The 24,136-nt window shown below is 60.1% G+C and carries 19 protein-coding genes and 1 riboswitch; of the genes, 11 read left to right on the top strand and 8 right to left on the bottom strand.

All coding sequences use genetic code 11. The features are described 5' to 3' along the window. Positions 1 to 166: 166 nt before the first annotated feature. On the top strand, positions 167 to 1,246 hold the full coding sequence (locus MJO47_RS00400) for a type IV toxin-antitoxin system AbiEi family antitoxin (protein ID WP_253959142.1): 1,080 nt from the start codon (positions 167 to 169) through the stop codon (positions 1,244 to 1,246). Here the strand turns inward: MJO47_RS00400 and MJO47_RS00395 are convergent. Further along, positions 1,240 to 3,165 (bottom strand): EAL domain-containing protein, encoded by a 1,926-nt coding sequence (locus MJO47_RS00395; RefSeq protein WP_253959141.1) that lies wholly within the window; start codon positions 3,163 to 3,165, stop codon positions 1,240 to 1,242. The two genes, MJO47_RS00400 and MJO47_RS00395, sit on opposite strands and share 7 nt — an antisense overlap. A gap of 262 nt (positions 3,166 to 3,427) precedes the next feature. Here MJO47_RS00395 and MJO47_RS00390 point away from each other — a divergent pair, with 262 nt between their 5' ends. From MJO47_RS00390 to aat, 3 genes are read left to right on the top strand one after another with little or no spacing between them, the layout of a single operon-like run. Then, on the top strand, positions 3,428 to 3,730 hold the full coding sequence (locus MJO47_RS00390) for an ATP-dependent Clp protease adaptor ClpS (protein ID WP_256502316.1): 303 nt from the start codon (positions 3,428 to 3,430) through the stop codon (positions 3,728 to 3,730). A gap of 17 nt (positions 3,731 to 3,747) precedes the next feature. Further along, positions 3,748 to 6,003 carry an ATP-dependent Clp protease ATP-binding subunit ClpA gene (gene clpA, locus MJO47_RS00385; RefSeq protein WP_253959139.1) on the top strand — a complete coding sequence of 752 codons (2,256 nt, stop codon included), beginning with the start codon at positions 3,748 to 3,750 and terminating at the stop codon, positions 6,001 to 6,003. A gap of 21 nt (positions 6,004 to 6,024) precedes the next feature. Continuing rightward, positions 6,025 to 6,717, top strand: a complete 693-nt coding sequence (aat, locus tag MJO47_RS00380) for a leucyl/phenylalanyl-tRNA--protein transferase (protein WP_253959138.1) — start codon at positions 6,025 to 6,027, stop codon at positions 6,715 to 6,717. An 18-nt stretch (positions 6,718 to 6,735) separates the two neighbouring features. On the opposite strand, the gene MJO47_RS00375 is transcribed toward aat, so the two are convergent. Together MJO47_RS00375 and MJO47_RS00370 are read right to left on the bottom strand one after the other, a co-directional pair. Continuing rightward, positions 6,736 to 7,497, bottom strand: coding sequence for a J domain-containing protein (locus MJO47_RS00375; protein WP_253959137.1), 762 nt, complete (start codon positions 7,495 to 7,497; stop codon positions 6,736 to 6,738). A 305-nt stretch (positions 7,498 to 7,802) separates the two neighbouring features. Further along, on the bottom strand, positions 7,803 to 8,720 hold the full coding sequence (locus MJO47_RS00370; RefSeq protein ID WP_253959136.1) for an ATP-binding protein: 918 nt from the start codon (positions 8,718 to 8,720) through the stop codon (positions 7,803 to 7,805). A gap of 146 nt (positions 8,721 to 8,866) precedes the next feature. Between MJO47_RS00370 and MJO47_RS00365 the strand changes: the two genes are divergently transcribed. Together MJO47_RS00365 and rpsU are read left to right on the top strand one after the other, a co-directional pair. Then, complete coding sequence (locus MJO47_RS00365) at positions 8,867 to 9,988, top strand: THUMP domain-containing protein (RefSeq protein WP_253959135.1); 1,122 nt, start codon at positions 8,867 to 8,869, stop codon at positions 9,986 to 9,988. Positions 9,989 to 10,093: 105 nt separating this feature from the next. Beyond that, a complete protein-coding gene (rpsU, locus tag MJO47_RS00360; RefSeq protein WP_155876985.1) occupies positions 10,094 to 10,288 on the top strand; it encodes a 30S ribosomal protein S21 in 195 nt (64 codons plus the stop codon). 134 nt (positions 10,289 to 10,422) lie between these two features. Here the strand turns inward: rpsU and MJO47_RS00355 are convergent, their stop codons facing one another. Continuing rightward, complete coding sequence (locus MJO47_RS00355; protein WP_253959134.1) at positions 10,423 to 11,868, bottom strand: glyceraldehyde-3-phosphate dehydrogenase; 1,446 nt, start codon at positions 11,866 to 11,868, stop codon at positions 10,423 to 10,425. 225 nt (positions 11,869 to 12,093) lie between these two features. Between MJO47_RS00355 and MJO47_RS00350 the strand changes: the two genes are divergently transcribed. Further along, positions 12,094 to 13,074 (top strand): class II fructose-bisphosphate aldolase, encoded by a 981-nt coding sequence (locus tag MJO47_RS00350; protein ID WP_253959133.1) that lies wholly within the window; start codon positions 12,094 to 12,096, stop codon positions 13,072 to 13,074. A 63-nt stretch (positions 13,075 to 13,137) separates the two neighbouring features. Here the strand turns inward: MJO47_RS00350 and MJO47_RS00345 are convergent, their stop codons facing one another. From MJO47_RS00345 to thiD, 4 genes are all read right to left on the bottom strand, one after another. After that, entirely contained in the window at positions 13,138 to 14,379 is a 1,242-nt protein-coding gene (locus tag MJO47_RS00345; RefSeq protein ID WP_253959132.1) for a ChaN family lipoprotein, read from the bottom strand. A 31-nt stretch (positions 14,380 to 14,410) separates the two neighbouring features. Next, positions 14,411 to 15,211 carry an adenosylmethionine decarboxylase gene (gene speD, locus MJO47_RS00340; RefSeq protein WP_253959131.1) on the bottom strand — a complete coding sequence of 267 codons (801 nt, stop codon included), beginning with the start codon at positions 15,209 to 15,211 and terminating at the stop codon, positions 14,411 to 14,413. Between the two features lie 196 nt (positions 15,212 to 15,407). Further along, positions 15,408 to 16,709, bottom strand: coding sequence for a phosphomethylpyrimidine synthase ThiC (thiC, locus tag MJO47_RS00335; RefSeq protein WP_253959130.1), 1,302 nt, complete (start codon positions 16,707 to 16,709; stop codon positions 15,408 to 15,410). A 66-nt stretch (positions 16,710 to 16,775) separates the two neighbouring features. After that, a complete protein-coding gene (gene thiD, locus MJO47_RS00330) occupies positions 16,776 to 18,194 on the bottom strand; it encodes a bifunctional hydroxymethylpyrimidine kinase/phosphomethylpyrimidine kinase (protein ID WP_253960525.1) in 1,419 nt (472 codons plus the stop codon). 67 nt (positions 18,195 to 18,261) lie between these two features. After that, a riboswitch (TPP riboswitch) is annotated at positions 18,262 to 18,364 on the bottom strand. A 216-nt stretch (positions 18,365 to 18,580) separates the two neighbouring features. Between thiD and alr the strand changes: the two genes are divergently transcribed. From alr to purD, 4 genes are all read left to right on the top strand, one after another. Then, a complete protein-coding gene (alr, locus tag MJO47_RS00325) occupies positions 18,581 to 19,714 on the top strand; it encodes an alanine racemase (protein WP_253959129.1) in 1,134 nt (377 codons plus the stop codon). A 44-nt stretch (positions 19,715 to 19,758) separates the two neighbouring features. Next, on the top strand, positions 19,759 to 20,994 hold the full coding sequence (locus MJO47_RS00320) for an ASKHA domain-containing protein (RefSeq protein ID WP_253959128.1): 1,236 nt from the start codon (positions 19,759 to 19,761) through the stop codon (positions 20,992 to 20,994). 92 nt (positions 20,995 to 21,086) lie between these two features. After that, positions 21,087 to 22,652 carry a bifunctional phosphoribosylaminoimidazolecarboxamide formyltransferase/IMP cyclohydrolase gene (gene purH, locus MJO47_RS00315; protein WP_253959127.1) on the top strand — a complete coding sequence of 522 codons (1,566 nt, stop codon included), beginning with the start codon at positions 21,087 to 21,089 and terminating at the stop codon, positions 22,650 to 22,652. A 57-nt stretch (positions 22,653 to 22,709) separates the two neighbouring features. Continuing rightward, positions 22,710 to 23,981, top strand: a complete 1,272-nt coding sequence (gene purD, locus MJO47_RS00310) for a phosphoribosylamine--glycine ligase (protein WP_253959126.1) — start codon at positions 22,710 to 22,712, stop codon at positions 23,979 to 23,981. The last annotated feature ends 155 nt before the right edge of the window (positions 23,982 to 24,136 follow it).

The raw sequence follows: 24,136 nt of genomic DNA, 5'->3' as shown, positions 1-24,136 counted from the left end.
TGTTCAGTTCATGGAAAGGCAAAAGTATGCCTTAAAATATAGTCATGCCAAGGGCGGATGTAAAGGGAAGATCCTGGGGAGGGTCGCCATGAACAAAAAAGATGTTGCATTTAATCTATGAACGCGTTTTAAATCTGAACAAACACCGGCATCGAGAGGACTTATCATGACCTGGCCCCTGACCCAAGCTGAAGAACGGTTGACGGAAGATTGCCTGCGAAACCTACGCGCTCTGCCGGGATGCGAAGTGGACCCGGGATCCAGGCCGGCATTGCAGGCCCAGGAGGGCCGCCTGCGGCTTCAAGGCGGCTGGGGCCAAGTCAGCTATCAGGTCATGCCAAGGAGGCAGCTCTCGCCTTTAACCGTCGCTGTTCTTCTCAACCAGGCACACCTTCAGCCCGCCGAGGAGCCGAGGCTGCTGTTTACCGACTATCTACCGGAAACCCTGGCTCGCGAACTGCGCCAACAGGGGATCGAATATGTCGATGCGGCCGGCAACATGTACCTGTGTCAGCCGCCACTGCTTATGGAAATTGGCGGCCGCCGCCGGTCCGCCGAAAAGAAAAGCGGCGGCCGAGCCTTTCAAACCGCCGGCCTCAAGCTGATTTCCCTTCTGTTGATGGAGCCGGCTAGCCTGCGCCTGTCCTATCGGGACATGGCCCAGCGGGCCCATGTCGCTTTGGGGACGATTGGGCAGACGCTGGAACAGCTCGAATCGCTGGGGTACCTCGGCCGGGAGGCCAGTGGCGGCAGACGGTTGCGGCGAGGCGAGGATCTGTTGCAGCGCTGGGAATTCGGCTACAGCGAAAAGCTGCGCCCCCGGCTGCTGCTGCGTCGTTGCCGCCTGCAGACAGGGGTAGCGATCGACGATCTTCCCGATCTGCTGCGGCAAAACGGTTTGCAGGAGCAGGTGCTCATCGGCGGCGAGCTGGGTGCTGCCCATCTGCTGGGTGGCTACCGCCCCCAGCGCGCCGCCTTGCATCTGTCCGGCGATGCCCTGCGCCTTCTCATGCAGCTGCGCCTCATTCCCGATCCCGACGGACCCGTGGATCTGCTGCAATTGTACAGCCACGATCTGGCCTGGCAGGAATGGCAGCCCGAAGGGATTTCGCTGATCCATCCTTTGCTGATTCACGCCGAATTGATGGCGGCGGCAGAGGATAGGGCCCCTCTGGCGGAAAGGATCTGGCGGGATTTTCTGCAGGAAAAATTGGCGGGCAGTGCGCCCGGCGGGTACAGTCAGTGACTACTTTGTGACGTTCTTTCATGGAGCAGACAGAACCCCGACTTGCTGACGTTCATGGCGAAAAGATCGCCCATTTCAGCGGCAGTACAGGGAGGCGAGAAATAAAAGCCCTGCATCTCGTGGCATTGTCGGGCGGTGAGAAATTCCAATTGCGGCAGATTTTCCACGCCCTCGGCCAGGACGTTGAGCTGCAGACTGTGGCTCATGGCGATTATGGCCTCGACGATGGCCCGACTGTCGGCGTCGTCGTTGACCGAATGGATGAATTCCTGGGCGATTTTGATGCGATCAATTGGGAAGTTTTTCAGATAGGCCAAGGAGGAATAGCCGGTTCCGAAGTCATCAATAGCCAGGTGGATTCCCCGCACCTTGATGTCCGTCAGGGTCATGATGGTCTCGACCGTGTTGTCCATGATCAGGCTTTCCGTAAGCTCCAGTTCGAGCCACCTGGGATCGAGGCCGGTTTCCTCCAGAATGCGATCGAGCAGGTCGATAATGCCCAGCTGCTTGAACTGGCGGGCGGAAAGGTTGACCGCCATTCTGACCGGGGCATAGCCGGCGATCTGCCACTCGCGAGCCTGTCGGCAGGCCGTGCGCAAAGCCCACTCGCCGATAGGGTTGATCAAGCCGGTCTCTTCGGCAATGGGGATGAATTTTTCCGGTGAAATGAGCCCGTCCTGGGGATGGTTCCAGCGCAGCAGAGATTCGACCCCGATGATCGTCCCCGACTCGATATCGATCTGCGGCTGGTAGGTGAGAAAGAGCTCGCCCCGATCGATGGCCCGCCGCAAACTCGTCTCGATTCCCAGCTTTTCGACCACCCGGGTATTCATCTCATCGGAAAAAAACTGATAATTGTTGCGACCATGCTCTTTGGCGGCGTACATGGCGATGTCCGCATTGCGCAACAGGGTGTCGATATCCTCACCATCCAGAGGGTAGATACTGATGCCGATGCTCGCGGTGGTACAGAGTTCGCCGCCAGCCAGTTTTACTGGCTGAGCCAGGGTTTCAAGGATCCGTTCGGCAAAGGCGGCGCCGTCCTGGTCGCCGTTGCTGCTGGAAAGAACGATGACGAATTCGTCGCCCCCGAGGCGAGCCACCGTGTCCCCCTGACGCATGCAGTCCCGAAGGCGTTGCGCAATAATCTTGAGAAACTCGTCTCCGACGGCATGACCCAGGGTGTCGTTGATGACCTTGAAACGATCCAGATCGAGAAACAGTACCTCGACCCGGGCGTTGTTGCGGCGGGCGTGAGCCAGCGCCTGCCCAAGGCGGTCATGGAAGAGGGTGCGGTTGGGCAGTTCGGTGAGCGTATCGTAGTAGGCCAGCTTTTTAACCTCCAGCTCCGCCTGGCGATGTTCGGTGACATCGATAGCCACGGCGAGACTGCGCTCGATGTGTCCCTGTGCGTTGCGATCGCCGATGGCCGAGAGCAGAACCTCGACAATGTCCCCGTTTTTTTTCACAAACTGGTAAGGGATGTATTTGACGGAACCCGTGCGGAAAAACTTGGGGAAAATGGTCTGCTCGGCCATCTGACGTGACGTTTGGGTCATGAAATCCGTCAGTTTGTGGCCGAGTACCTCGGACGGATGGTAACCCAGTGTTTCCAGCCAGAATTTACTGACCGTGAGCAGCCGGCCGTGGGTGTCGATGGAATGAAGCATGACGGGGGCGTTGTCGTAGAGGCTGCGATAGCGTGCCTCGCTTTCCAGAAGGGAGCGGGTGGAGTGTTTCCATTTGCGTCGCCAGACGTTCAGGATGAGCCCACAGCAGCCGCCGAAAAAAATCGGGACCAGAAAACCTTTCGGGTGAAAAGGGATGCCGACGAGCAATTTCTGCACGGCCGAAAAGCTGCTCAGCAGCGTGCTGCCCAAGAGAAACCAGGCAGCGTATTGAAGAAAGACTTTAATCATGGCGGCCTGTCAGGTAAAAGCTTGCGCTCACGAAATTCTTGGGTCCGAATCTGCTCGGAATCTTTACAACCTTCCTATGATTTTCCCCGAGATGGCCAGGAAGTCAATTCCGGAAGAGGCGATTTTCGTTAGGATGTCATGATCTTGCCGGGGCGCAACCTGTCCGCGCCGACGGGGGCAAAGGATGGAAGTTTTGCCGAAGCTGTGCTAGCATGATTTTTAATAATGACCCTGTCAGAAGAGGAGAACTGTGGATAAACCCCTGTCATCGCCGGGAGTAAAACCCGCCGTTACCGAGAAGGAAAAGGTCACTTTCCCTCCCCCGTATCGGGTACTGATGCACAACGACGACTACACGACCATGGAATTTGTGGTCGCCGCCCTCGAAACGATCTTTCACAAGACTCCCACCGAGGCCAACCGCATCATGCTGCATATTCATCTGAAAGGCGTCGGGGAGTGCGGCATCTACCCCTTTGAAATTGCCGAAACGAAGGTTGCCAGAGTTCATGCCATGGCCAGGAAAGAGGGTTTTCCTTTAAGGTGCAGCCTCGAAAAAGTCTGAAAAAGGACGGAGTTCCCATGTTCAACCAGGAAGTACAGATCACCTTTTCTCTGGCGGTGCGGGAAGCCCAGCGCCGCCGTCATGAATATCTCACGACGGAACATGTGCTCTACGCCATTCTTTTTGATGGCGAAGGGCAGGACATTATTCGCAACTGCGGAGGCGATCCCGAAACCCTTCGCGCCATGCTCGAAGATTTCATGACCAACCAGCTGGAGAGTGTCGCCAGCGAAAGTGAAGAGGTGCCTGAACAGACCGTTGGGCTGCAGAGGGTTCTGCAGAGTACTGTGGTTCATATGCATGCCTCCGGCAAAAAGCAGATCACCGTCGGGGATGTGCTGGTGGCGATTCTGGAAGAGAAGAACTCTCACGCTTCCCATTTTCTCAAGCTTCAGGGGGTCAGCCGCCTGGATGTGTTGCATTATATTTCCCACGGGGTCGTTAAGATGCCGTCCCGGCAGGAAGGCGAAGGGGAAGGCTCGCCTGTTCCAGGGCGTGAGGACACGGGAGGAGGCGGGACCAAGACGGCTCCGGCCAAGGATCCTTTGAAACTCTTTACCGTCAATCTGCTGGATAAGGCCCGGGACGGTAAGATCGATCCCCTCATTGGGCGCGAGGCGGAAATCGAGCGGACGCTGCTGGTGCTGTGTCGGCGGCGCAAGAACAACCCCATCTATGTCGGCGAACCGGGGGTCGGCAAGACGGCGCTGGCCGAAGGGCTGGCGCTGGCCATGGCGCGGGGCGAGGTGCCGGACATGCTGGCTGATTTTGAGATATTTTCCCTCGACATGGGGGCTTTGCTGGCCGGGACCAAATTCCGCGGAGATTTCGAGGAACGGCTCAAGGCGGTGCTGGCCGCCCTGGCCAAAAAAGGCAAGGCCATTCTCTTTATTGACGAAATCCACACCGTGGTCGGCGCCGGTGCCACCAGCGGCGGCTCAATGGATGCCTCCAATATTCTCAAGCCGGTGCTGGCCTCTGGTGAGTTGCGCTGTATCGGGTCGACCACCTACGAGGAATACAAGAATCTTTTTGAGAAGGATCGGGCTTTGTCCCGCCGCTTCCAGAAAATCGATGTTCCCGAGCCGAGCGTCGAAGAGACCCTCGCCATTCTCCAGGGGCTGAAATCCCACTATGAAGAGCACCACGGTGTCCGCTACAGCGACGAAGCGCTGCGGGCCGCCGCCGAGCTGTCGGCTCGCCACATCAACTTCCGTCACCTGCCGGACAAGGCCATTGACGTGATGGACGAGGTCGGCGCCTCCTTCCGGCTGCACCCGCGTTCCCGGCAGGAGGTGGGCATCCGGGAAATCGAAGAGGTGATCGCCCGCATCGCCCGCATTCCGCAGCGCCAGGTCTCGGCCCGCGACCGCCAGCGGCTCAAGACCCTCGCCCGCGATATCAAGGCGCGCGTCTTCGGGCAGGATCCGGCCATCGATGCTCTGTGCCGTGCCGTGCTGCGCTCCCGGGCTGGCCTGGGCCACCCGGAAAAGCCCACCGGGTCCTTTCTGTTCACCGGCCCGACCGGGGTGGGCAAGACGGAGGTCGCCAAACAGCTCGCCGCCCAGATGGGTGTGGAGTTTATCCGCTTCGACATGAGTGAATACATGGAGAAGCATTCGGTGGCGCGGCTGATCGGTTCACCCCCGGGTTACGTCGGTTTTGAACAGGGGGGGCTGCTCACCGACGCCATCATCCGGAACCCCTATGCGGTCCTGCTGCTGGACGAGATCGAAAAGGCTCATCCCGATCTTTTCAATATCCTGCTACAGGTCATGGATCACGGCACCCTCACCGATAACAATGGCAAGAAGGCCGATTTTCGCAACGTCGTTCTCATCATGACCAGTAACGCCGGCGCCCGGGAAATGAGCGCCAACCCCATCGGTTTCAGCAAAACGGCCTCGACGGGAGATCCACGCCACGCCGTGGAACGCACCTTCTCCCCCGAGTTCCGCAATCGTCTCGATGCCATCATCGCCTTCAGCAGCCTCGCCGAGGAGGTGATTGTCCGCATCGTCGACAAGTTTTTCAACGAGCTGGCCACGCCCCTGGAAGAGAAGGGGGTTGTCCTCAAGGTCTCCCCGGCCGCCCGCCGCTATTTCGCCCAGCGGGGCTACGACCCGGTCTACGGCGCTCGCCCGCTGGCCCGTCTCATTCAGACGGAAGTCAGCGATGTCATTGCCAGCGAAATCCTCTTCGGACGGCTGAGCAAGGGCGGGACCGTGCGCCTCGGTCTGCGTCAGGACGCCCTGACTTTTTCCTACGACTGAGGCGTTTCAGGAGAGTCGTCGGTGCCCGTCTTCCAACTGGCTGACCAGCTGCTTTTTCCGCCACCTCATCTGGCCGAGCCTGATGGGCTGCTGGCTGTCGGTGGTGATCTGACCCCGCCGCGTCTCCTGCTGGCCTATTCCTCCGGCATCTTTCCCTGGTTCAACGAAGGCGATCCCCTGCTCTGGTGGTCGCCCGATCCCCGGTTCATCCTTGAGCCAACGGCTATTCATGTCTCCCGCAGTCTCGACAAGGTGATTCGCCGGGGCTCCTTCCAGCTGACGATTGACCGCGCCTTTACTGAAGTCATGCTGGCCTGCGGGCCAGACCGCCAGGAAGATACGGGGACCTGGATCACCGACGGCATGCTGGCCGCCTACGGTCGGCTGTATAAGATGGGTTTCGCGCACTCGGTGGAATGCTGGCAGGGGGATGAACTGGTCGGCGGACTGTACGGGGTCTGTCTGGGGCGCTGTTTTTTCGGCGAGTCGATGTTTCACCGCCAAAGCAACGCGTCGAAGGTGGCGATGGTTTTTCTGGCCCGTCGGCTGGCGGCGTACCATTTCGATATGATTGACTGCCAGCTGCCCACCTCGCATCTGGCTTCCCTGGGTGGGAGGGGGATCTCGCGAACCGCGTACCTCAGCCGCCTGCGTCAGGCGGGGGTGGTCCCGACCGCGACGCCTTCGCCGGCTCCTTTCCCGAGTGAGGGGTGAGGAGGGCGAACAAAGTCCTTAATAGGGATGACTGGTGGAGCGCCGGCCGGTGGCCACCTGCTGGTTGTGGGCTCTCAGTTCTTCGACCAGTTTCTCGATGTCCTGCGCGTCAAGAAGGTTGCTCTCGACGAAGTACTGGCCGATGCGCTTGTGAAGGTTCTGTTGGTAGCGGAGCAGTGTCTGCACCTGAAAAGGAGTCAGTACGCCGAGCTTGACGGCCCGCTGCCCGAAACGACTGAAGGCTCCCCGCGCGGTGAGTATGTGGCGCAGGGAGGCTTCGTCGAGCCAGCCCCAGCGGCGGGCGATTTCGCCAATGGCCGGTCTTTGGGCTCGCTGCCAGACAAGCGCGGCAATGAGCTGCTGATAGGAGATATAACCGCGATAGTAGAGGTAGAGGCCGAATTCCAGATGGCGCTGCGGCAGATTTCCGGCATAAAAGGTGCCGGCCGGGGAAGCAGGGGGACGCGTCCTGGCTGTAGAGGCACTGGCTCTGACCCCTGGCCCGGCGCTGCGCATAGACTGGATGTGTCCTTTTTCCCGCTGCTCCAAAAAGGTATTGATCAGCTTGTAGGCGCTGGTCAGATCCTGAAACAGGATGTTCTGCCGCTTTTTTTCGGTCTCGGTAAAGCGATCCGGATGGGTCTGCTTGGCTTTGCTGCGGTAGGCTGATTTGGCGCCGCCGGGCTGGAGGTAAAAGAGAAAGTCGCGATTGAGGTGCAGCTCCGGGCCAAAAAGAATCCGGCAGGCATCAAAAAGGGCGGCTTCGGTCATCTGGACCATCTGAGCTCTTCCTCCGGGGTGATAAAGGCGTCTTGAAAGGGCGCGTCTATTCTAGGCATTTTAGCCTCGTTTCTTATTACACCAGATTGCGATTCAGCTCAAGAATCCTTTCCTTTTCGGCACGCTTTTACCACCTCAAGCGGTGATTAAAAAATGGGCAAAAGGCTGTGAAGAGGGATGCTCTAAGGGTTTGTCCGCGCCCCTTTTTGAGTTCCCCACAGGGTTTTCCACGAAACTGTGGACGAGCGCAAAAAGTGGCCTTGAATCAGCAGGTTGTGGTTTGGGCTAGATGAGTCTGTTGGGGGTTATGGATCCTGCTCGGGACGTTTTTTTCTATCGGCTTCTATCAGGAGTCGCCCGCTGAGGTCATCCATGAACTGGCGGGCGACCCGCCCGGAGCGGGCGCCGCGGCGCATCGCCCATTGCAGCGCTTCTCTCTCCAGGCGTTTGACCGATATTTTTATCTTTCGGCGGCGGCTCAAGTGACGTACAACGGCCAGGTAGGTCTCCTGGGACATGGGATAAAAGCCGAGGGTGATACCAAAGCGATCGGACAGCGAAAGTTTTTCGGCGATGCGCTCCTCGGGGTGGATTTCCGCCTCCGGACCGTTGTCTTCGAAGCGCTCCGGCATGAGATGGCGCCGGTTGCTGGTGGCATAGACGAGCACGTTGGCCGGCCGGGCCTCGATGCCGCCTTCGAGCAAGGCCTTGAGTTCCCGGTAGGAAATCTCCGACTCGTCAAAAGACAGATCATCGCAGAAAAGGATGAAGCGATAGTTGAGATCGCGCAGGCGGCTGGTGATGAGAGGGAGCTGGAAGAGGTCCTCCTTCTGCACCTCCACCAGGCGCAGACCCTGGCTGGAAAACCGGTTGATAAGCCCCTTGACGGCGGAGGACTTGCCGCTGCCCCGCTCGCCCCACAAGAGCACATTGTTGGCCGGATAGCCCCGGACGAACTGCAGGGTGTTCTGGTTGAGTCGCTGCAGAGTGGCGTCGATTCCGAGGAGGTCCGCATGGTCCGGCGTGTCCGGGAAGAGCACGGGCACCAGCCATCCGGATGGTCCCTGTCGTTGCCAGCGCAATGCCAGGGTGTTCTGGAAGACCTCCGCCTCGAGTTCAACCTCGGCCAGTTGGCGCCCCAGGTATTCTTCACCGAGATCCATGAGGGTTTCCACACGTTCGAGCAGGTACGCCCAGTCGATATCCAGGTCGGAATAATTCATAGTAGGACAGCCTCCCGGTTGTTGGTTTGAATGGTGAAATAGTAGCAGAATTTATGCGGGGACGCAGGGGGAAAGACGTGGGGATTTCTGGTCAAGGCGCCGCCCCTGTGCTAGGATCGGCGCTCTGAACGTTGCGGGGAGGGGCTGTGAAAAAACTCGAAGGACAACTTTTTGCGGTGACGGCTCCAGGACTGGAGGCAGTCTGCGCTACCGAGCTGCACCAGCTCGGTATGGCCGGGGTCGCCGTGGTGCCGGGCGGAGTGGAGTTCACGGGAGGCCTGGCGGATATCTATCGCGCCAACCTGTGGCTGCGTACGGCCAGTCGCGTGGTGATCCGCCTCGGAACCTTTCGCAGTCGCGACTTTCCCGACCTGTACAAAAAGGCCCTGCGTTTGCCCTGGGGGCGCTTCATCCGGCGGGAGACCGCTGTCCGGGTGAAATCGGCGAGCCATCGTTCCCGGCTCGTGCATGGCGGGCGTATCGCCGAAACAGTCGCTGCCGCCATCGATCGTGCCCTTGGCCGCCAGGCGGGGGAAGGACAGGGGGAAGAGCAACTCGTTCTCGTGCGCTTTGACGACGATCAGTGTCAGATTTCGATCGATACCTCCGGTGAGTTGCTGCACCGCCGCGGCTATCGCGAAGAGTCGGCCCAGGCCCCTCTGCGCGAAACCCTGGCGGCAGGTATTCTGGCGCTGCTGGGCTGGGATGGCCGGGCTCCACTGGTCGATCCCATGTGCGGCTCGGGCACCTTCGTTATCGAAGGAGCGCTGCTGGCGGCCAACCTGCCTCCGGGAGCAGGACGTCACTTTGCCTTCATGAACTGGCCCGGTTTTCGGCCGGGGCTTTGGGAGGCTCTCACGCTGGAAGCTGTCCGCGCCAGGCGCGAGATTGAGGTGCCTATCTGCGGGTCTGACCGCAATCCGGTGGCGCTGGCGGCCGCCAGACGCAACGCCGAGCGCGCGGGAGTCGCCGATCTTGTCCGCCTGGAGGTGGCAGATCTGGCCGACAGCCGGGCCACCAGTTTCCACGGTACCATTCTGTGCAATCCACCCTATGGGGAGCGCCTGGGAAAAGGGGTGGATCTGGCGCCTCTCTATCGTCAGCTGGGGAATGTCTACGCCCGGCAGTATGGCGGCTGGCGGCGCGCTATTCTCTGCCCTGTCTCGCCGCTGGTTGACGCGGTCGGCCTCCCCTTGAAGAAGATTGCCGATCTGGTCAATGGCGGGCTCTCTGTCGGACTCTTTGTGGTCGACGGAGAGTGTGAGTGAGATTTATATTGATTTTTTGCTGATGTTGGTGTAAGTTGCCGTCTTATCCTTCGCCCGGGAGACTTGGCGAAGTGTAAATAGATAAGAAAGCGAGGTGAAGAGTCAGTGGAAATCCATGTCGTCGACAACAACGTCGAAAAGGCGATCCGGGTTCTCAAGCGCAAGCTGCAGCAGGAAGGGTTGTTTCGTGAAATGAAGCAGCGCAAATTCTACGAAAAGCCCAGCGTCAAGCGTAAGCGCAAAGAGAAAGAAGCCCAGCGCCGGCTGCGTAAAAAAATGCGGCTGATGAAGACGGACTGATCTCTCGCATTGAAGTATCACGGTAACGAAGAAGGGCCACCTGCCAAGCAGGTGGCCCTTCTTCGTTTGGGACGTTCTGTCGCCAGCGGCCGCCTTCCAGTCTGAAGACGGCCGCTGATGTCTTGAAGGAAAAGTCAGGCCGGCAGGGCCGGCAATTCGAGACCGGCCATCTTTTCGACAATGCGTACCACCTGGGCGCTGTAACCGAACTCGTTGTCGTACCAGACGTAGAGAACGCAGCGGTTGCCGTCGACGATGGTGGCCAGTGAGTCGACGATGCCGGCGTGCCGGGAGCCCACAAAGTCGCTGGAGACGACCTCGGGGGAGTTGGTGTAGTCGATCTGCTGCTGGAGGCCGGAGTTGAGAGAGATATCCCGTAGATAGCGGTTCAGTTCCTCAACGCTGGTTCCTTCGGTCAAGGTCAGGTTGAGTATGGCCAGGGAGACGTTGGGGGTCGGCACGCGAATAGCGTTGCCGGTGAGTTTGCCTGTCAGCTCCGGCAGCGCTTTGGCGACAGCCTTGGCGGCCCCCGTCTCGGTGATGACCATGTTGAGTGGGGCGCTGCGGCCGCGGCGGTTGTTCTTGTGGTAGTTGTCGATCAGGTTCTGGTCATTGGTGTAGGAATGACAGGTCTCCACATGGCCGTGCACGATGCCGAACCGGTCGTTGACCGCTTTGAGTACAGGAACAATGGCGTTGGTGGTGCAGCTGGCGGCGGAGAAGATTTTTTCGAGGGGGCTGATCAGCTCGTTGTTGACGCCGTAGACGATATTGGGGATATCCCCTTTTCCCGGCGCCGTCAGGATGACGGCGGAGGTCCCTTTTGCCTTGAGATGGCGGCCGAGCCCGTCGCGATCGCGCCATTTTCCCGTGTTATCGATAACGATGGCGTCCTTGATGCCGTACTGGGTGTAGTCGACCTCTTCAGGGGCATCGGCGTAGATAATGCGGATCATGTTGCCGTTAGCCACAATGGCGTTTTCCTGTTCATCGACCGTAATGGCGCCGCGGAAAAAGCCATGGACGGAGTCCCGGCGCAACAGGCTGGCCCGCTTGATGAGATCGTCGGCACTGCCCTTGCGTACAACGGCGGCCCGCAGGCGCAGTTTGTCGCCGCCGCCGGTTTTTTCGATCAGAAGCCGGGCGAGCAGGCGGCCGATGCGGCCAAATCCGTAAAGGACGATATCCTGAGGTTCCTGACGCATGGAGCCCTTACCGGTGTTGACCGAAGTCAGTTCACGTCGGACGAACTGCTCCACCGGCTCCCCGGCGGCCTGGGCCTGATAGCGAACCGTCAGCTTGCCGATATCGATGCGGGACGGGGCCAGATCCAGTTCGCTGATCGCCTTGAGAAGGGGATAGCTGTCCCTTACGGACAGTTCGTTCTCCAGAATCTGGCGGGCGAAACGATGGGCCTTGAGAATGTCGATGGTTGACGGATTGATCAGCGTCCGCCCGTAGACGGAGATGACCACGTTGCGGTCGCGATAGAGTCGGCCGATGAGGGGGAGCATCGCCTCGGCGATCTCTTCCCGCTGCTGCCAGTCCTTGAGGTAATCGTCCTGCTTTGTCGAATTCATGGGCGTTTCCTTTTATGGGTTAATGAATCAAGACAGGTGGGATCAGGATAGCGCAAAACCGGGCGTATCCTAAACGAACTTCCCCCCTTTTTCAACCCCCTTGACGGCAAAAATAGCGACTTTGGGCTGGACTTCACCGGGGCGAGCTGCTATCTATTATCCGGTTGCATCTGGTGGTAACACTGTGTTTTGAAATAGTCGAAAAAGACAGGGAGGCTGGAAGCCATGGGCAAAAAAGTGCATTTCAGTGAGTTAGGGCTGGTCAATACCCGGGATATGTTCCAAAAGGCCGTAGGGGGCGGTTACGCCATTCCCGCCTATAATTTTAATAACCTCGAACAGTTGCAGGCCATTGTCATGGCCTGTGCCGAGACGGCTTCACCCGTCATCATTCAGGTCAGCAAGGGGGCCCGCAGCTACGCCAATAGTACCATGCTGCGCTATATGGCCCTGGGGGCGGTGGAAATGGTGCGCGAAATGGGGTCCAATATTCCCATCGCCCTGCACCTGGACCACGGCGACTCCCTGGAGTTGTGTCAGTCCTGTGTCGACTCCGGTTTCTCCTCGGTCATGATTGACGGTTCCCACCTGCCTTACGAAGAAAACGTGGCGCTGACCCGCCAGGTTGTCGAATATGCCCATGCCCATGACGTGACCGTTGAGGGCGAGCTAGGTGTTCTGGCCGGCATCGAGGACGAGGTGCAGGCCGATCATTCCACCTACACCAAGCCCGAGGAAGTCGAGGATTTCGTCAAGAAGACGGGGGTCGATTCGCTGGCGATCTCCATCGGGACCAGCCATGGCGCCTACAAGTTCAAGCTCAAGGAAGGGGAGCAGGTGCCGCCGCTGCGCTTCGATATCCTCACGGAGATCGAGAAGCGGATCCCCGGTTTCCCCATCGTGCTGCACGGGGCTTCGAGCGTGGTGCAGGACTATGTCCGTCTGATCAACGCATACGGTGGCCGTATGGAAGGGGCGGTCGGTGTGCCTGAGGACCAGCTGCGACAGGCGGCGGCCAGTGCCGTCTGCAAGATCAATATCGATTCCGACGGCCGACTGGCGGTCACCGCCAAGGTTCGCGAATATCTGGCCAACCATCCCGAGGAGTTCGACCCGCGCAAGTATCTCGGCGAAGCCCGCAAGGAGCTGATCACCCTCATCAAGCACAAGAACGAGACGGTGCTTGGCAGCGCCGGCAAGGCCTGAACGCCCTGAAAATCACCATAACAGAAAAGGCCGCCTCATCGGGCGGCCTTTTCTGTTGGCAGGTTATTCAGGAAGGTGATGGTTCGGCGGCAGGGCCTTGAACCTCACCTCCAGCGACAGGGTCTGCGTGCCCCGTTCGATGAACAGTGTCGCCAGGTCGCCTTCCTCTTGCTGCTTCACTTCGTAGATCAGGTCGAAGGCCTCCTCGATGGGCAGTCCGTTGAACTGGCGGATGATGTCCCCTTCCTCCAGGCCAGCCTCGGCGGCCGCCGAGCCGGGAATCACCCCCTTGATCAAAACCATCCCCTGGGAGTCGTCCAGCATGGCCCCGAGCTTGACTTCCTGGTGCGGCAGATCCTCGTACGCGGTAAAGGCCATAAAGTCATAGGGCGGCATAGGGAAATCGGGAATCTCCACGTCCATGAGGCGGTCTTTTTTACTCTCGGGGATGTCGAGCTCCCTTGACCCGATGAGGGTGTAAGAGGTAGGGAGTCGGCGGAAAACCCGGCGGGGGATGCCATAGCCGTAGCGCACATGGTTGCCGCCGGCCACGATCATCATGCGCCAGGAATCGTCGTTCCGGCTGTTCAGGAAGCGTGCGATACTCTCGGCCATGGTCTCATCCCAGAGGTTCTGGACGCGCAGGAATCCTTCCAGCATGCTGTTGCCCTGGCTGTGCCCACCGTAGATCGCTTCGACCATGGCGCGATGATAGGGGTCGGTCATGTCGATCTGGGGCAGGCGCTGGCTCTGGGCCTCGTCGAGCTGCTCAAAAGGTTTCTGCCCGACGGCGCGCACCAGGTCTTTGTCGGCGTTGAGGCCGACCACGGGGAGGCGATGGTCGCGGGCGAAGAGCAGCAGATCCCGATAGTAGGCGAAATCCATGTTCCAGGTAGCGTACCAGCGGGATTGCTTGAGGAACTCTTTCTCGCTGAGTTCGCCGGCCACCCAGCGATCCAGCACCTCCTGCTGGGCGGGGGTGAACATTTCCATGCCGAGAGCGAGTCGATCGGGATAGCGCGCCGCCATCGCCCGCAGAACGGTCAGCTGCAGGCGATGGGAGGCGGGATTGTCGTGGGTTTCCCCCACATAGACCAGGCGGGCATCCGTCGCGGTGGCGAGCATCTGCTCTTCATCGACGAAAATCCCCGTCGGCAGGTGGAGAATGTCGCCGACCACGGGTTGCCGCTCGGGGCGGTAGGGGTTTTGTGGGTCGCCCGGAAGTTTGGGGGAGGAGCAGGCCGTCATGGTCAGGGTTGCTCCGATAGCCAGGGTGACCAACAGGTTTCGCATGACGGTAAACATGACTCTCCTTGTGTCGTGGTCCGGTGGATGCTCAATAGATATTCTTGGAATAGAAGATCTCGGTCATCTCTTTTTGCAGACTTTCTTTTACCCGTGCCTTTTCCTCGGGGGAGAAATCTTTGGCGGCGCTGGCGAACAGGTAGTTGTCGAGGTTGAAATCGCGCAGCAGCATCTTGGTGTGGAAAAGATTTTCCTGGTGGATATTGATGTCCACACACTGATAGAGATCCAGGGTCGACTTTTTGATGAACTGCTGGATCGACAGGATCTTGTGATCGATATAGTGCTTGGTGCCCTTGACGTCGCGGGTGAAGCCGCGCACCTTGTAATCCATGAGCACGATGTCCGACTCGAAGGAGTTGATCAGGTGGTTGAGGGCTTTAAGCGGACTGATTTTGCCGCAGGTGGAGACGTCGACGTCGACGCGGAAGGTCGATACGCCCGTCCGGGAGTCGGTCTCCGGGTAGGTGTGGATGCACAGGTGGCTCTTGTCGAGATGGGCGAGCACCTGGTCGGGTTTGGGGTCCACCGGTTCCTCGGCGATGAGGATGGTGACGCTGGCCCCCATGGGATCATAATCCTGACTGGAAACGTTGAGGATGTTGGCCCCGATGATGTCGGCCACCTCGGTCAAAATTTTCACCAGACGCTCTGAATTGTACTCCTCATCAATGTATTCCAGATACTCCTTGCGGGCCTGGGGCGCACGGGCGTAGCAGACATCATAGATGTTGAAGGACAGCGTTTTCGTCAGGTTGTTGAAGCCCCGCAGCTTGATTTTGTGGGGACGCTTGGGGCGATTGGTCTTTTTTACCACTTTTTTTGCACACATAATTCTATATCCCTCCCGGGTGGTGAGATATTTGGCCAAGCCAAATTCGCTAATCTAAACATGAACGTGGGCCGGATTTCAACCATAAATATTGGCCTGGTGCGAGGCGTCGGGGCGTCTGGCCGGAAAAAGAAAAATGCCCCCGCCAGCAGGCGTTGGGGCATTTTTCAAGACGGGTTTGTGCAGGAAAGCTGCCTCAGCCGGCGGTGCTCTGCCGTTTACGTTCGTTCATGACCTTGTAGGCGCAGAACTCCCCACACATGGTGCAGGCACCGTGCTCCTCGTCGACACCCGATTCGGCTCGCAGGCGGCGGGCTTTTTCGGGGTCGAGAGCCAGTTCGAACTGCTTTTCCCAGTCCAGCTCCTTGCGGGCGCGGGCCATGGCGTTGTCTTTGTCGATGGCGCCTTTGACGCCCTTGACGATGTCGGCGGCGTGGGCGGCAATGCGGCTGGCCATGACGCCTTCGTGCACATCCTCGACGGTGGGCAGGCGCAGGTGCTCGCTGGGGGTGACGTAGCAGAGGAAGTCGGCGCCGGCGGAGGCAGCCAGGGTGCCGCCGATGGCGCAGGTGATGTGGTCGTAGCCGGGGGCGATATCGGTGACCAGGGGGCCCAGCACATAGAAGGGGGCGCCGTGGCAGAGCCGCTTCTGCAACTGGATATTGGCTTCGATCTGGTTGAGGGGCACGTGCCCCGGCCCCTCGATCATCACCTGCACACCGGCGTCCCAGGCGCGCTGGGTCAGTTCGCCCAGCACGATGAGCTCATGAATCTGGGCGCGGTCGGTGGCGTCGGCCAGGCAGCCGGGGCGGAAGCCGTCGCCGAGGGAGAGGGTGGCATCGTAGGGCTTGACCAGTTCGAGCAGACGGTCGAAGTGCTCGTAAAGGGGGTTTTCGGCCTGATTGCGGGTCATCCATTCGATGGTGAAGGAGCCGCCGCGGGAAACAACCTCCATGATGCGTCCCTCACGGTCCATGCGCTCGACAGTGGCGCGGGTGACGCCGCAGTGCACGGTGATGAAATCGACGCCGTCGTCGAGGTGCTTTTTGATGCCGTCGAAGATCTCGTCGACCGTCATGTCGACCATGGCCTTCTTTTTGCGGACGACGGTATCGACGGCGGCCTGATAGAGGGGGACCGAACCGATGCAGGCGCTGGTTTCGCGAATGATGGCGGCACGGATCTCATCGATGGGGCCGCCGGTGGAGAGATCCATGATGGCGTCGGCGCCGGCGGCGACGGCGACCCGGGCCTTTTCCAGTTCTTTGTCGATGCTGGTGTCGTCCTTGCTGGTGCCGATGTTGGCGTTGACCTTGGTGCGCAGGCCCTTGCCCACGGCCAGAGGGATGCCGTTGATGTGCCGATTGTTGTGGCAGATGATGGCGGTACCTTCGGCAATGCGCTGGCGCAGAATTTCAGGGTCGATGCCTTCAGCGGCCGCGGCCTGTTGCATCTTGTCGGAGATCAGGCCCTGGCGGGCGATTTCAAGCTGGGTCATGTTTTTCCCTCGCATTTACGGTCCGCTCAGGCAGGCCGTCAGTTGTGAAAAAGTGTCGAACCGGGTTCACTCGGGCTGGCGGAAAAGCCGGGCGGCCCGATAGTGGTTGACGGGGCCGTGTCCCGTGCCCAAATCAAAGGAGCTGCGGATGGCTTCGGTGATGAAGGTTTTGGCCTGCTCGACGGCCTGGGTCAGTGGCACCCCCTGGGCGAGGAAGGTGGCAATGGCGGCCGAGTAGGTGCAGCCGGTACCGTGGGTGTTGGGGGTGTCCAGGCGGGGGGCGGCCAGGCGGTGCAGCTGGTCGTCGGCCAGCAGCAGGTCGACGGCGGCTCCTTCAAGGTGGCCCCCTTTAATCAGGACATGGCGGGCGCCCATCTGCTGCAACCGGCGGGCGGCGCGCTCCATGTCCTTTTCGTTACGCACGGCAAAACCGGTCAGGGCCTCCGTTTCAGGCAGGTTGGGAGTCAGCAGGTAGGCGACCGGCAGCAGGTGCTGGACAAAAGCCGCGATGGCCTCCTGTTGCAGCAGGGGAGCGCCCCCCTTGGCAATCATGACCGGGTCGACCACGGCAAGCAGGGCGTGCTGGTCGATGGCGCGGGCTACCTGCTCGACGATTTCGGCCGAAAAGAGCATGCCTGTTTTGACGGTGTCGGTACCCAGGTCCGCGAGCACCGCCTCGATCTGGGCCGTGACGAAATCCACGGGGGCGGGGTGCACCCCTTTGACCCCGAGAGTGTTCTGGGCGGTGAGGGCGGTGAGGGCGCTCATGCCGAAGCTGCCCAGCAGGGTGATAGTTTTAAGGTCGGCCTGAATGCCCGCTCCCCCCCCTGAATCCGAACCGGCAATGGTGAGAACCTTGCCGCGGGGGAAGGGATTGTGACGATTAAAGAGCAGGGCGATTTCGCCGGCAGCCAGCGCCGGGGCCGGGTCGGCCATGACCGCCGAGATGACGCAGAGGGCGTCGGCGCCGGCCGCGAGGACGTCACTGCCGTTGTCGCGGTTGATGCCGCCGATGGCCACTACCGGTATCTGCACGGCCTTGCGCACCTTTTTGAGTATGTCGAGCCCCACCACCTGGATATCGTCCTTGCTGGTGGTCGGATAGATGCTGCCGACGGCGACGTAGTCCGCCCCCTGCCTCTGGGCCTTGAGAGCTTCTTCGGCATTGCGGGTGGAGACGCCAATGATCTTGTTTGGCCCCAGAATGCGACGGGCCTCGCCGACGGCGCCATCCTGCTGGCCAATATGAACGCCGTCGGCGCCGCTGGCCTGGGCGATGACCGGATCGTCGTTGACGATAAAGGTGGCTCCCCGTTGCCGGCAGAGCTGTTTGAGCTGGCAGGCGATGGCCAGTTGCTCCTGATCGGGCCGCACCTTGTCCCGGTATTGGACGACGCGAACCCCACCCTGCAGGGCGGAGGCCACCTTGTCCAGCATGATCTCTACCGGTTCCTGGGCGGTGATCAGGTAAAGTCCGTCAATCATCATGAGCTCTCAGTGGCAAAATAAAAAATCGTCATGCCTTCGCAGGGCATGACGATCGGAAAACAACCGGTTCCTCTCGCCGCTTCCCTACGCCGGTACGAACCGGATCAGGTTCAAAGGGTCATCCCTGGTTGCGGGATTCTCAGTGTGCCACTCCCCTAGCGGTCTGCACTTTTTCAAGCGGCTTTGCCTGTGCCGGCGCCTGCCGCCCTTCATCCCCGGACGAGGCCGTGAGAAGAAGAAAAAAGCCTAATGGATTAGGGTTTTGCTGTCAACCAGAATAATGCGGAAATCACGATTCCGCCGCCGGCGGGATCATGAGTTTCTCCTTTACAGTCTCGGACCGTCGTGCTAAGAAAAATTTTTCTTCCAGAGGCCTTGCCGTTATGTCTCCTGATTCTACGTTTCCAACTTTTGTCGAGATAAATCTTGCCGCCCTGCGTCACAACTTCCGCCAGGCGCGTAGTCAGGCGGGAGCAGAGCGCAAGCTGCTGGCGGTCGTCAAGGCAGACGCCTATGGTCACGGGATCGGGCCGGTGGCGGTCTGCCTGCAGGACGAAGGCGCCGATCTGTTCGGTGTGGCCTCCGTGCAGGAGGGGCAGCAGTTACGTGAGGCGGGGATCGACCGTCCTGTTGTCATCTTGGGAGGGTTTTTCCCGGGTCAGGAAGAGGCTCTCCTCCGCCACCGCTTAATTCCTATTTTGTTCGATGTCGAGACCGCGAGGCGTCTGAACCAAGTCGCTCTGGCTAACGGTCAAGTCTGTCCCTTCCACCTCAAGCTCGATACGGGTATGGGGCGGGTCGGTTTTCGGCCCGAGGAGCTGGGTGCGGTGCTGGCGGAGATGGCTGCCTGGAAAGGGCTGCGGCTCGAAGGGGTTCTGTCTCATCTGGCGCTGGCCGATGCGCCGCAGGATCCCCTGACGTCCCGTCAGTATGAAACGTTCTGCGGCATGCTGCAGCAGATTCGTGACGCTGGCCATCAGCCCTTGTGGGTTCATCTGAGCAACAGCGCCGCGCTCTTCGCCCATCATCTGCCCGCATGCAATCTGGTGCGTCCCGGCATCGTCCTCTATGGAGCGCTGCCTTCCGACGCCTTCGCCGGCCGTCTCGATCTGCGATCGGTCATGAGCTGGCGCACTCATATCTACCAGCTCAAGCAGGTTCCCGTCGGCACCGGGGTGTCCTACGGTCATCGCTTCAAGGCCGAGCGGCCCTCCGTACTGGCTGCCATTCCGGTCGGCTACAGCGACGGCTATAGCCGTCGCCTGTCCGGTTGTGGGGAAGTGCTCGTGCGTGGACAGCGGGCGCGGGTAGCCGGTACCGTATGCATGAACTGGACAATGATCGATGTCAGCGATATCCCCGGGGTTCAGGTGGGGGACAGGGTGACGCTGCTGGGCGGCGACGGGGATAACTGCATTGGTGCCGAAGAACTGGCGGCAAAGGCAGGAACCATCTCCTACGAAATTTTCTGCCAGGTCAGTAAGCAGATCCCCCGTCTTTACCATGATGACCGCTGAATTGCCCCCAGCCTGAAGGCGGCGGGCGGGCGCAAAGGAATCCCATGATGACCGGTGAACCATGCGTTTTGGCTTTCGATCTGGGAACGACCACGCTGGCGGCTCGGCTGCTCGATCGGAAAGGCGAGGTGCTGGCCGAAGGGCGGCTGAGAAACCCCCAATATGTCCTTGGTAGTGACGTGGTGCGTCGTCTCGAGGCCGCTCAGCGGGGTGAGGGGGAAAGGCTGCAGACCCTCCTGGTCGAGGGGATGGACGCCCTGCTCGCCGAATTGCTGCGCCAGGCGGATCTTTCGCGGCAACAGGTGCAAGCGGCGGCCGCCGCCGCCAACCCGGCGGTTTCCCATCTGCTCTGCCGGTGCCCTGTCGACAGTCTTCTCTATCCTCCCCACAAGCCCGTCTTCCGGCAGGGGCTCAGCCTCGAGCCCCTTTCCCTTGGCCTGGACCTGCCCTGTGCGCTCTATCTCTTTCCGTTGGTTAGCGGCTACGTGGGAGGCGATCTCGTCGCTTTCCTCCATGCCCATCCCCCCCAGTCGGCCCGGACCCTCTATCTGGATGTGGGCACCAACGGCGAGATGGCGCTTTATCATGAGGGGCGTTGGCTGGTTACTTCGGTGGCGGCGGGGCCCGCTTTCGAAGCGGCCGGGATCTCCTGCGGGATGCCGCTGGGGGAGGGCGCCATCGAGGGGATCGCCCTGGAGGCCGACCGCTGGGCACTCAAGGTCGTCGGCGGCGGGCCCGCCCGCGGCCTCTGTGGCAGCGGCCTGGCCCAGGTCGTCGCCCTGGCCCGGCGGGAGGGGTTGATCGACTCGCGGGGTACCATCGTGGACGCCGCCAGTATTGAAACCAACCTCTCCCGCTATATCGTCGAGGAAACGGGCGAGCGCTCGCTGCGCCTGTTTCGCGATGCCGTGATCGATCTGCGCCTGACCCAGCAGGATATTCGCAGCTTTCAGCTGGCCAAGGGGGCGATCCGGGCCGGCGTCGACTGCCTGCTGAAGCGGGCGGGGCTGGAAGGAGCTAAGGATATTCAGGTGATGTTGACCGGGGCCCTTGGTTTGTCCTTGCCGTCTGAAGTCCTGAAAAGGGTTGCCATGCTGCCGGAAAACATGCTAGAAAATGTTCATTTTGTCGCCGGTGGCGCCCTGCGGGGTGTCGGCCGGATGCTGCTCCAAAAGGACGGCGTTGCCGAGGTGGAAGGATTGGCGCGATCCCTGAAACCCTACCCCCTTTCCGGTACACCGGTCTTTGAAGATGCCTTCATCAAGTCGCTCGATTTCTGAAAAACCGCCAGTTGACGGTTTTTTTGTTTTTTAGCCAGCCGTAGATTCAGTAAACCGCATACAGAGAAGAGTCAATAGAAAGGATAGGTGTCATGGCCGCCATCAAACGTGCCCTCATCAGTGTTTCGGACAAGACCGGCATCGTCGAATTTGCCAGGGAGCTCAATGCTTTCGGCGTGGAGATCCTTTCCACGGGAGGGACGGCATCGCTGCTTCGCCAGGAGGGGCTGCCCGTGCAGGATGTTTCCGACTTTACGGGCTTTCCTGAAATGCTCGACGGCCGGGTGAAGACACTGCACCCCAAGGTTCATGGCGGTCTGTTGGGGATGCGTGATAACCCCGAGCATGTGGCCAAAATGGCTGAGCACGACATCCTGCCCATCGACATGGTGCTGGTCAACCTCTACCCTTTCGAAGCGACCGTGGCCAAGGCCGACTGTACGCTGGAAGACGCCATCGAGAATATCGATATCGGTGGTCCCACCATGCTGCGCAGCGCCGCCAAGAACAATCGCGACGTGACGGTCATCGTCGATCACGCCGACTATGCCGCCGTCCTCGAAGAGATGAAAAAGAGTGGCGGTAGCGTCTCCCGTGAGACCAACTTCCGTCTGGCCGTCAAAGTCTATCAGCATACGGCGGCCTATGATGGTGCCATTTCCAACTGGCTCGGCCGCCGTCTTGACGCCGACAGCGCTGAATTTCCGCCGACCATGACCCTGCAGTACAAGAAGGCTCAGGGAATGCGCTACGGAGAGAATCCTCACCAGAAAGCGGCCTTCTACGTCGAGAAGGACGTGCGTGAATCCTCCATCGCCACGGCCCGTCAGCTTCAGGGCAAGGAGTTGTCCTATAACAATATCGGCGACACCGACGCCGCCCTCGAGTGCGTCAAGCAGTTCAGCGAAGGGCCCGCCTGCGTCATTGTCAAGCACGCCAATCCTTGTGGGGTCGCCATCGGCAAGGACTTGCTCGAGGCCTATAACCGCGCCTTCAGCACGGACCCGGAATCCGCGTTTGGCGGCATCATTGCCTTCAATGGTGAGTTGGACGTCGAAACGGCCAAGGCTATTGTCGAGAGGCAGTTCGTCGAAGTCATCATCGCGCCTCGGGTGGCGTCTGAAGCGGTGGAGGTGGTCGCGGCCAAAAAGAACGTGCGTCTTTTAGAATGCGGCCAGTGGCCGGCCGTTCCCGGTCAGCGCCTTGATTTCAAGCGGGTCAACGGCGGTCTGCTGGTGCAGGATACGGACCTCGACCTCACGGCCGAGCTGCAGGTCGTCACGAAGAGGCAGCCGACCGCCGAGGAGATGCAGGATCTGCTCTTCACCTGGCGCGTGGCCAAGTTCGTCAAGTCCAACGCCATCGTCTACGGCAAGGCGAATATGACCATCGGCGTCGGGGCCGGCCAGATGAGCCGCGTCAATTCCGCCCGGATTGCCGCCATCAAGGCCGAGCATGCCGGTCTCGAAGTCAAGGGGGCGGTCATGGCCTCCGATGCCTTCTTCCCCTTCCGGGATGGCATCGACAACGCCGCGGCCGCCGGCATCGCTGCCGTCATCCAGCCGGGCGGCTCTATCCGCGACGAGGAAGTCATCGCCGCCGCCGACGAGCACGGCATGGCCATGGTCTTTACCGGCATGCGCCATTTCAGACATTAAAAACGGGCGTGACGGCTTAGAGCTTCTCATATTCGTCACGGCTCTGTGGAGGTTTCTATGAAAATCCTGGTCGTTGGTGGTGGTGGGCGCGAACATGCCCTGGTCTGGAAAATCGCCCAGTCACCCCTGGTGGAGAAAATCTATTGCGCGCCGGGTAATCCCGGTATCGCTGCTTTGGCGGAGTGTGTCGACATTTCCGCGGACAAGGTCGCCGCTCTTTGCGACTTCGCCCTGGATCAGGGGGTTGATCTCACTGTGGTTGGACCGGAAGTGCCGCTAACGCTGGGCATCGTCGATCTCTTCGAAGCTGCCGGCCTGCGGATTTTCGGACCGACCCGGGCTGCCGCCCAGTTGGAAGGCAGCAAGAGCTTCTCCAAGGATCTCATGGCCAAATACCGCATCCCTACGGCCGCTTACGCCACCTTTACCAACCGGGATGAGGCGGTCGCCTATATCCGCGAGCAGGGTGCGCCCATCGTGGTCAAGGCCGATGGCCTGGCGGCCGGCAAGGGGGTGGTCGTCGCCGTCACGGTCGAGGAGGCCGTTGCCGCCGTTGATGACATCATGCTGGATAAGGTTTTTGGTGCTGCTGGCGCCCGTGTCGTGGTCGAGGAATTCATGGACGGCGAGGAAGCGTCCTTCTTTGCCTTCACCGATGGCCAGAATATTCTGCCCCTGGCTTCGTCGCAGGATCACAAGCGGATTTTTGATAATGACGAGGGTCCCAATACCGGCGGCATGGGAGCCTATTCCCCGGCGCCGGTGGTAACCGAAGCTCTGTACGGAGATATCGTCGAAGAGATCGTGCGGCCGACCATCGCCGCCATGGCCAGCGAAGGGACTCCCTATCGCGGCATCCTCTATGTCGGTCTGATGATCAAAAACGGCAAGGCGCGGGTGGTCGAATACAATGCGCGATTTGGTGACCCCGAGGCGCAGCCGTTGCTGATGCGCATGAAGTCGGACATCGTGCCGGTGCTGGAGGCCTGCGCCCGGGGCAAACTGACCCAGGACGGGATCGAGTGGCACGAAAAATCGGCTGTCTGCGTCGTCATGGCCTCCGGTGGCTACCCGGGCGACATCGACAAGGGTCACGAAATTCACGGGCTTGAAGAGGCGGGCCGTCTGGACGATCTGGTGGTTTTTCATGCCGGCACCGCGCTGGCCAACGGCAAGATTGTCAATGCGGGGGGGCGCGTCCTCGGCGTCACCGGGCTCGGAACCACCGTTGCCGACGCTATTGCCAAAGCCTACGAGGGAGTACGTCTCATCCACTGGGAAGGTTCCCAGTTCCGCAATGATATCGGGCGAAAAGCCCTGAACCGCTGAAGCGTGGTATCCCGCATTTTTGTGACCGCACCTGAACGGTACGGGTTCCGGTATATGAACATTGACAATCATTAGATGACTGGATTAGTCTTTATCTCACGTGAAAAGACGGGGAGAGTACGGGATTTAGCCAAGCGGCAGGCCAGATGCCGTAG

The sequence above is a fragment of the Desulfuromonas sp. KJ2020 genome, from assembly GCF_024197615.1.
Taxonomy (GTDB): Bacteria; Desulfobacterota; Desulfuromonadia; order Desulfuromonadales; family SZUA-540; genus SZUA-540.
Note: the sequence above shows the minus strand (reverse complement) of the source record. Positions and strands in the feature narration are given on the sequence as shown.

Excerpts from the sequence above, each read along its gene's own strand:
- alr (WP_253959129.1), top strand. The coding sequence starts at position 18,581 with ATGTCTCCTGATTCTACGTTTCCAACTTTTGTCGAGATAAATCTTGCC.
- speD (WP_253959131.1), bottom strand. The coding sequence starts at position 15,211 with ATGTGTGCAAAAAAAGTGGTAAAAAAGACCAATCGCCCCAAGCGTCCC.
- MJO47_RS00375 (WP_253959137.1), bottom strand. The coding sequence starts at position 7,497 with ATGGTCCAGATGACCGAAGCCGCCCTTTTTGATGCCTGCCGGATTCTT.
- purH (WP_253959127.1), top strand. The coding sequence starts at position 21,087 with ATGGCCGCCATCAAACGTGCCCTCATCAGTGTTTCGGACAAGACCGGC.
- MJO47_RS00350 (WP_253959133.1), top strand. The coding sequence starts at position 12,094 with ATGGGCAAAAAAGTGCATTTCAGTGAGTTAGGGCTGGTCAATACCCGG.
- clpA (WP_253959139.1), top strand. The coding sequence starts at position 3,748 with ATGTTCAACCAGGAAGTACAGATCACCTTTTCTCTGGCGGTGCGGGAA.
- MJO47_RS00320 (WP_253959128.1), top strand. The coding sequence starts at position 19,759 with ATGATGACCGGTGAACCATGCGTTTTGGCTTTCGATCTGGGAACGACC.
- MJO47_RS00400 (WP_253959142.1), top strand. The coding sequence starts at position 167 with ATGACCTGGCCCCTGACCCAAGCTGAAGAACGGTTGACGGAAGATTGC.
- thiD (WP_253960525.1), bottom strand. The coding sequence starts at position 18,194 with ATGATTGACGGACTTTACCTGATCACCGCCCAGGAACCGGTAGAGATC.
- MJO47_RS00355 (WP_253959134.1), bottom strand. The coding sequence starts at position 11,868 with ATGAATTCGACAAAGCAGGACGATTACCTCAAGGACTGGCAGCAGCGG.
- purD (WP_253959126.1), top strand. The coding sequence starts at position 22,710 with ATGAAAATCCTGGTCGTTGGTGGTGGTGGGCGCGAACATGCCCTGGTC.
- MJO47_RS00395 (WP_253959141.1), bottom strand. The coding sequence starts at position 3,165 with ATGATTAAAGTCTTTCTTCAATACGCTGCCTGGTTTCTCTTGGGCAGC.
- thiC (WP_253959130.1), bottom strand. The coding sequence starts at position 16,709 with ATGACCCAGCTTGAAATCGCCCGCCAGGGCCTGATCTCCGACAAGATG.
- MJO47_RS00345 (WP_253959132.1), bottom strand. The coding sequence starts at position 14,379 with ATGTTTACCGTCATGCGAAACCTGTTGGTCACCCTGGCTATCGGAGCA.
- MJO47_RS00370 (WP_253959136.1), bottom strand. The coding sequence starts at position 8,720 with ATGAATTATTCCGACCTGGATATCGACTGGGCGTACCTGCTCGAACGT.